Origin of the sequence: Metabacillus sp. YM-086, from assembly GCF_048059995.1 — a bacterium.
In the GTDB taxonomy this organism is placed as follows: Bacteria; Bacillota; Bacilli; order Bacillales; family Bacillaceae; genus Metabacillus; species Metabacillus litoralis_B.
On sequence record NZ_JBLUOI010000138.1, the window covers coordinates 1 to 6,990 of the forward strand.

Here is a 6,990-nt window from a genome sequence, read left to right on the forward strand (position 1 = left end):
GAAGAAAATTGCTCTGCAATTACTTGACGAATGTGCGCACATACTTCGTTTGCATCTTCAGCAGAAGAAGATTTTCCTGTTCCGATTGCCCAGATTGGCTCATACGCAACAACAGTTTGTTTGACTTGATCTTCTGATAAACCTTGTAAAGCTTTCTTTACTTGGTCTCCTACTAGATCATTTGTTTTTCCTGCTTCACGCTCTTCTAATGTTTCACCACAGCAAACGATTGGCGTTAAACCATGCTTAAATGCAGCTAAAGTCTTTTTGTTAACTGTTTCATCCGTTTCAGCGAACATTTCTCTTCGCTCAGAGTGTCCTAGAATGACATAGCTAACACCTAGATCTTTAAGGGCAACTGGGCTAATTTCGCCAGTGAAAGCTCCATTTTCTTCAAAGTGCATATTTTGTGCACCTACTTTTAGGTCACTGCCTTCAGTTGAAGCTACAAGACTTTCTAAAAATAGAGCTGGAGCACAAACTACTGAGTCAACGTTTTCAGCAGAAGGTACTAGACTTTTTACTTCCTCTACGAAGCTTTTTGCTTCTGAAGAAACTTTGTTCATTTTCCAGTTACCTGCGATAATTGGTTTTCTCATTCTTTACACCGTCCTCTTTGAGTGCAATTTTTCAGCAAAATAGATGTCGCGACAAATCTACATTGCGAAGCATGCATTCGATTTTTATTTATCGTTTAATGCTACAACACCTGGAAGCTCTTTACCTTCCATGAATTCTAGAGAAGCTCCACCACCAGTAGAAATGTGGCTCATTTTATCAGCCAAATTGAACTTTTCTACAGCAGCAGCTGAATCTCCTCCTCCAATTACGGAATATGTATCATTTGCCTCAGCTAAAGCTTCTGCAACTGCTTTTGTACCACCAGCAAATGCTTCTAATTCGAATACACCCATTGGTCCATTCCAGATAACAAGCTTAGAGTTTTTAATAACGTCAGCGTAGATTTCACGAGTTTTCGGACCTGCATCAAGACCTTCCCAATCACTTGGAATGCTGTCGATTGAAACGATTTGAGTATTTGCATCGTTTGAGAAATCATCTGCTACTACGACATCAACAGGCATGTAGAAGTTAACACCTTTTTCTTTCGCTTGATCAAGGTAAGACTTCGCTAAGTCAATTTTGTCTTCTTCTAGTAATGATTTACCTACATCATGGCCTAAAGCTTTAATGAATGTGTAAGCAAGTCCACCACCGATGATTAAGTTGTCAACTTTATTAAGCAAGTTATCAATTACACCAATTTTATCTTTAACCTTTGCTCCACCAATGATTGCAGTGAATGGACGCTCTGGATTTGATAAAGCTTTACCAAGAACTTCAAGCTCTTTTTCCATTAAGAAACCTGCTACTGCTGGAATGTGTTTTGCAATTCCTTCAGTTGAAGCATGTGCACGGTGTGCAGCTCCAAATGCATCATTTACATAAACATCAGCAAGTTCAGCAAAAGCTTTCGCTAATTCTGGATCGTTTTTCTCTTCACCAGGGTAGAAACGCACGTTTTCTAGTAAAAGAAGTCCGCCTTCTTCTAATTTCGCGATTTCAGCTTTTACAGACTCACCATAAGCTTCATCTGTTTTCACAACATTTTTACCAGAAAGCTCTTGTAGTTTTGCAGCTACTGCATTTAAGCGAAGCTCTTCTACTACTTCACCCTTTGGACGGCCTAAGTGACTTGCTAAAACAACTTTAGCTCCTTGCTCACTTAAATATTGAATTGTTGGTAAAGCCGCACGAATACGAGTTTCGTCTGTTACTTGTCCATCCTTCATCGGTACGTTGAAATCAACGCGACAAAAGACGACTTTTCCTTTTACATCAATGTCTTTAACTGACTTTTTGTTCATGGAAAGTCCTCCTCTAAACTTGTGTTTTGCCTCAAGCCTGTTTCAGAAGCGATTACTTTTTTAAAAATAATCACCCGAAATAACAATATCATATAAAAAGAGGAAAGGGGATACTCCCCTTTCCCCATTTGAGTATAGCTATAAAGTTTCGTCGTTAACTCTTAAGAATTAAAGACCTTTAGAAGCAAGGTAGTCAGCAAGATCAACTACGCGGTTAGAGTAACCACTTTCGTTGTCATACCAAGAGATTACTTTTACCATTTGACCTTCCATTACCATTGTTGATAATGCATCAATAGTAGAAGAGTTAGGGTTACCATTGTAGTCACCAGATACTAATGGCTCTTCGCTGTATCCAAGGATACCTTTTAAATCGCCTTCAGCAGCTTCTTTAAGAGCTGCGTTTACTTCGTCAACTGTTACTTCTTTATCTAATTCAGCAACTAAGTCAACTAAAGAAACGTTTGGAGTTGGAACACGCATAGCTCCACCGTTTAATTTACCTTTTAATTCAGGTAATACTAGAGAAACAGCTTTAGCAGCACCAGTTGAAGTTGGGATGATGTTTTCAGCTGCCGCACGAGCACGACGGTAGTCTTTGTGTGGTAAGTCTAAGATTTGTTGGTCATTTGTGTATGAGTGAACAGTTGTCATCATTCCACGTTTGATACCGAATTTATCGTTTAATACTTTAGCGAATGGCGCTAAGCAGTTAGTAGTACAAGAAGCGTTAGAGATTACATCGTGGCTAGCTGCATCGTATTTGTCTTCGTTAACACCCATAACGATTGTGATATCTTCATCGCTAGCTGGAGCAGAGATGATTACTTTTTTAGCTCCTGCTTCTAAGTGTTTCGCAGCGTCAGCACGTTTTGTGAAGAAACCAGTAGATTCAACAACGATTTCAACACCTTGAGTTCCCCAAGATAGTTTTGCTGGGTCACGCTCAGCAGTTACTTGGATTGTTTTACCGTCAACAACTAGGTTGTTACCGTCAACTGATACTTCAGCGTCTAATTTTCCGTGTACAGAATCATATTTTAAAAGATGAGCTAACATGTTAGCATCTGTTAAGTCGTTAACTGCTACAACGTCAACGTTAGGATTTTTTAAAGCTGCACGGAATACATTACGACCAATACGACCAAAACCATTAATACCGATTTTTACTGCCATGATAAATTTCCTCCTTTAATTTTGTTCAGGTTATGTACCTTGAACACTTACATTAAGTTTGTTTCACCTTAATTAACACTTAAAAAGTACCTAGTGTAGTTGTCTAGCTCCAGCGCCTAGCCCTGATGCACAGGACGTGCAATGGCAGTCATGGCGATTAACGTCGCGTTTTTGACTGCCTCGAGGTCATAAGCCGCAAGTGAATAAAAGACAGAGAACGTCTTCCATTCACTTGCGTCTTATTTGCCCGAGGCTAGCAAGGCGCTTGCGCTTTTCTTAAGAGAAACATATATAATCAGGGATATTTAGTCCCTTATTAACTCATTTGCTGCCCCTTCATCTGTGATAAGGACAGAGTCTAATCCTTGTTTCATATAGGCTTTTATTGCCTTTGCTTTTGATGCACCACCTGCTACCGCAATAACATTAGGTACTTCATCAATATCATCAAGCTGAATTCCCACGGTTTGAACTTTATGGACAATTTCTCCCTCTTGATCGAAATAGTAGCCGAATGCCTCTGCAACAGCATTTCCTTGCTCAATTTTAAGGAAATCTTTCTCCGGAGTTTTCCGGCGCTCCGCCATTGTTTTAGCGTCTCCTATTCCATGGATGACCATACTTGAGGATTTCAAAATCGCTAAAAGCTCTTTTATAGAGGGCTCCTCAATGATTGATTGATATGCTTCTTTACTTAGTTGATCTGGTACATGTAACAGACGGTAATTGCCGCTTGCACGCTCTGCCATTTTTGCACAGATTGTGTTTGCTTGATTTTCCACTGTTTCACCAAGCCCTCCACGTGCTGGGACGAATAACATTTCACGGTTTTTACTATCAGGTGTCATCATTTCTGCTACTGATGCGAGCGTTGTCCCACCAGTAACGGCGACGATATTTTTACCATTTAACCGTTCTTTTATACATGTAACACATGCTCTTCCCATTTCTTTTTTTACCCATGGAGATTGATCACTATCACCCGAAACAACGATGACCCTGTTTAATTGGAACTTCTCCTTTAATGTATTTTCCAAAGAAGATAATCCTAAAACATCTTTCATCATTTCTTCGAGATTAATAAGTAAAGAGGTGCCATCGTTTGTTAACGTCATACCTGATGTATGAATCTCAATCAAATTCTGATCTTTTAAGAATTGAACTTCATTCCTAAGAATTCGTTCACTCAGGCCAAGACTAGTAGAGAGACTTCTGCGTCCAATCGGCTGCATTAATCGTATGTATTGAAGAATTTGATAGCGTTTTTGCATAACCGTTAACAGGTCAGGCAATAATTTTCTTTGTACTTCTATAAGTGAATTCATTTGCTATCCCTTTCTGAGTCGATATGGACCTTTTTCGTCCCGCTATGACTTATTATGTCCCACCCACTCAAAAAAAAATCTCCCTGCTACAATTTTTATTTTAACAGGGTAAATTTGCATATTCAAGAAATGTTTATTGACTTTTTAAAGTAAGCGGTTTCTTATGGAATTCTTATCCAAAATGCCATAAGAAACAACCTCATTGTCTATTTCCACCACTGGAATCATGATTTGGAACTTTTCCAGCAGCACATCATCTTTGTAAATATCCACCACTTCATAGTGAAAATTAAATTCATTTTTTAGTTCATGAATGAGTGTTAACCCTTTTTCACATAATGAACAGTTCTCTTTTGAATAAAACGTGATTTTCTTCATCTTTTGCTGCTCCAATTCGATATTGTTATTAATACTCTTTTCTTATAGCTGATGTAGGAATATTTAGTTGCTCTCTATATTTTGTTACGGTTCTTCTGGAAATACTAATATCATACAAGGTTTTTAACTCATTAGCTATTTTTTGATCTGAAAGAGGCTTTTTCTTATTCTCTGAATCTATTAATTTTTTCAGCTTCATTTTCACTGATGCTGAGGAGATCTCGCCATTATCTTCTGCTAACTTATTCGTAAAAAAGGTTTTCATCATCACTAAGCCATGTGGTGTTTGAATGAACTTATCCTTCACGGTTCGACTAACTGTTGATTCATGAATATTTAAAAGATCAGCAACTTCCTTTAATGTTAAAGGTCTTAAATGACTTTTCCCATGAATAAAAAACTCTTGCTGCTTTTGAATAATCACTTTCATTACATTAATCATCGTTTCTTTTCGCTGCTCGATCGCTCTTTGCAACCATTTTCCTTGTGTTAGTTTTTTAGAATAATAGCTTTGTGCTTCTTCATCCAATGAAAAAGGGCCACTACATTCAATCGGCTTGCTTATGAGCAACTGTGGAATTAATTCATCATTATAAAGAATCCGCCAATCTCCATTTATTAGCTTAATTGTCATATCGGGCTTAACATATGTGCAGTCATCTGACTCATACTTTAAGCCTGGACGCGGTTCTAACTGCCTAACAAGATCATGTATCTCTTGTATTTCACTAATCTTCACATCCAATTTTTTCGATAATTCCTTCCATGACTTTTCAGCAAATGAACGAAAGTGCTCAGAGATGATGGTTTCGGCTAGTTCATTACGAGTAGGAAGACGTCTTAACTGCAATAAAATACATTCTTGTAGTGAACGGGCACCAATACCTGCAGGCTCAAGGCTTTGTAGGAAATATAATTTACTTTCTAGTAGTTCCTCACTAACACCCAAAACACTAGCCAAATCTGTAAGGGAGTCCTTTACATATCCATTTGAGTCAATTGCCTGTATTAACAGTTCAAGACAAGCCCGGTCATTTTTATTCAAAGAAAAATCAATTAGTTGTTGACGTAGATGCTCACGTAAACTTGTTTTCTCTCTTAAAGTATTCTCTATAAAGGATTGTTTTGTAGAAGATGATGGTTTCTGACGAAATGGAGAATGATCATTTTCTCTTACTTCAATAAGTGGATTTTCCATTGTAAGTTCTTGCACATATGAAAGAAGATCATCTGAGGAATATTGCAATAACGAAATGGCTTGCTGCAATTCTTGCGTCATATTCAGTTTTAATGTTTGTTGTTGCACTAACTCTATTCTCATTAAAAATCCCCCTAACACATTCTACACTATGCCTTCTTGAGTAAGCGCTTACAGTTTATTTTACTAATATTCTAGTCTCTATGACAAGTACTTTTATGAAACTGGATAGAAAAACGATTCCTCAAAGCATATTGTTGGTCTTTACATAGTATGTCGGGATCATAAAAACATACGTTGTTTTGTCAGGTTTGGCGCTTCAGATAAAAACTCCAAACCTGACAACTTCTAGCGATCTATAAGTGGAAAAGCGATTATTCTAACGAACTCTTGATATTCTCATAGTAGTGAATACCTTTATTGGATACCTCAGCATTTACCACGTGCCCAAGGTTTGTACGCTGTATTAAACCTTCATCATACATCTCTTCACATATTTGCTCAAAGTCTTCTGAAGATAAGCTACACTCTTCGGCAGTAGGAATATTACCGTTTAAAAGAGAAGATAAAATGGCTGCTTTTCCGTTAATTACATATAGGTCATCGTACATACTCACACCTCCTCGACTACATTATCAGTCAGTGGTGGAAACGATATACATGCTTGTAAAAATTTAAAGTGTATAGTTGGCATACAGTAAGAAGCCTCCTGAAATATCATATTCAGGAGGCTTCTTTCATGTGACGCGCTCGAAGGGATTCGAACCCCCGACAGACGTGGTACCGGAAACCACCGCTCTATCCAACTGAGCTACGAGCGCACATTATTATATCAGTATGGAAAATTATACGGGAACTTCAAAACAATTTCAACTGCCTTTTTCTGTGATTGTTTCCAACTGAATGAAGAAAAATCAATTTTCAAAATACTGTTCTAATTTTATACAATTTAGGTATAATTTAGGGTGTAGTAAAAAAGGAGGAGAAAAAGCATGACTTTTTACACAATTTTATTACTTATCCATCTTGTTGCGGCTGTTGTTGG

The 6,990-nt window shown here is 37.8% G+C and carries 7 protein-coding genes and 1 tRNA gene; all 8 read right to left on the reverse strand.

The features are described from left to right. Positions 1-599, reverse strand: a 599-nt coding sequence (gene tpiA, locus ACEWK1_RS26940; RefSeq protein ID WP_416636835.1) for a triose-phosphate isomerase, incomplete at its 3' end; no start/stop codon positions are given. A gap of 84 nt (positions 600-683) precedes the next feature. Then, positions 684-1,868 carry a phosphoglycerate kinase gene (locus ACEWK1_RS26945; RefSeq protein WP_121663491.1) on the reverse strand — a complete coding sequence of 395 codons (1,185 nt, stop codon included), beginning with the start codon at positions 1,866-1,868 and terminating at the stop codon, positions 684-686. Positions 1,869-2,036: 168 nt separating this feature from the next. Beyond that, the gene (gene gap / locus ACEWK1_RS26950) at positions 2,037-3,044 is read right to left on the reverse strand and encodes a type I glyceraldehyde-3-phosphate dehydrogenase (protein WP_121663492.1); all 1,008 of its coding nucleotides are present in this window, start codon (positions 3,042-3,044) and stop codon (positions 2,037-2,039) included. 305 nt (positions 3,045-3,349) lie between these two features. Next, a complete protein-coding gene (locus tag ACEWK1_RS26955; protein ID WP_121663493.1) occupies positions 3,350-4,369 on the reverse strand; it encodes a sugar-binding transcriptional regulator in 1,020 nt (339 codons plus the stop codon). A gap of 144 nt (positions 4,370-4,513) precedes the next feature. After that, entirely contained in the window at positions 4,514-4,747 is a 234-nt protein-coding gene (locus ACEWK1_RS26960) for a glutaredoxin family protein (protein ID WP_121663494.1), read from the reverse strand. Positions 4,748-4,775: 28 nt separating this feature from the next. Beyond that, positions 4,776-6,068 (reverse strand): RNA polymerase factor sigma-54, encoded by a 1,293-nt coding sequence (rpoN, locus tag ACEWK1_RS26965; RefSeq protein WP_212135926.1) that lies wholly within the window; start codon positions 6,066-6,068, stop codon positions 4,776-4,778. 251 nt (positions 6,069-6,319) lie between these two features. Next, complete coding sequence (locus tag ACEWK1_RS26970) at positions 6,320-6,556, reverse strand: hypothetical protein (RefSeq protein ID WP_212135924.1); 237 nt, start codon at positions 6,554-6,556, stop codon at positions 6,320-6,322. Positions 6,557-6,690: 134 nt separating this feature from the next. Further along, positions 6,691-6,766 (reverse strand) — tRNA-Arg (locus tag ACEWK1_RS26975). Positions 6,767-6,990 lie beyond the last annotated feature (224 nt).

Bases quoted from the DNA above. Each gene is read 5' to 3' on its own strand.
- ACEWK1_RS26945 (WP_121663491.1), bottom strand. From the start codon at position 1,868: ATGAACAAAAAGTCAGTTAAAGACATTGATGTAAAAGGAAAAGTCGTC.
- gap (WP_121663492.1), bottom strand. From the start codon at position 3,044: ATGGCAGTAAAAATCGGTATTAATGGTTTTGGTCGTATTGGTCGTAAT.
- ACEWK1_RS26955 (WP_121663493.1), bottom strand. From the start codon at position 4,369: ATGAATTCACTTATAGAAGTACAAAGAAAATTATTGCCTGACCTGTTA.
- ACEWK1_RS26960 (WP_121663494.1), bottom strand. From the start codon at position 4,747: ATGAAGAAAATCACGTTTTATTCAAAAGAGAACTGTTCATTATGTGAA.
- rpoN (WP_212135926.1), bottom strand. From the start codon at position 6,068: ATGAGAATAGAGTTAGTGCAACAACAAACATTAAAACTGAATATGACG.
- ACEWK1_RS26970 (WP_212135924.1), bottom strand. From the start codon at position 6,556: ATGTACGATGACCTATATGTAATTAACGGAAAAGCAGCCATTTTATCT.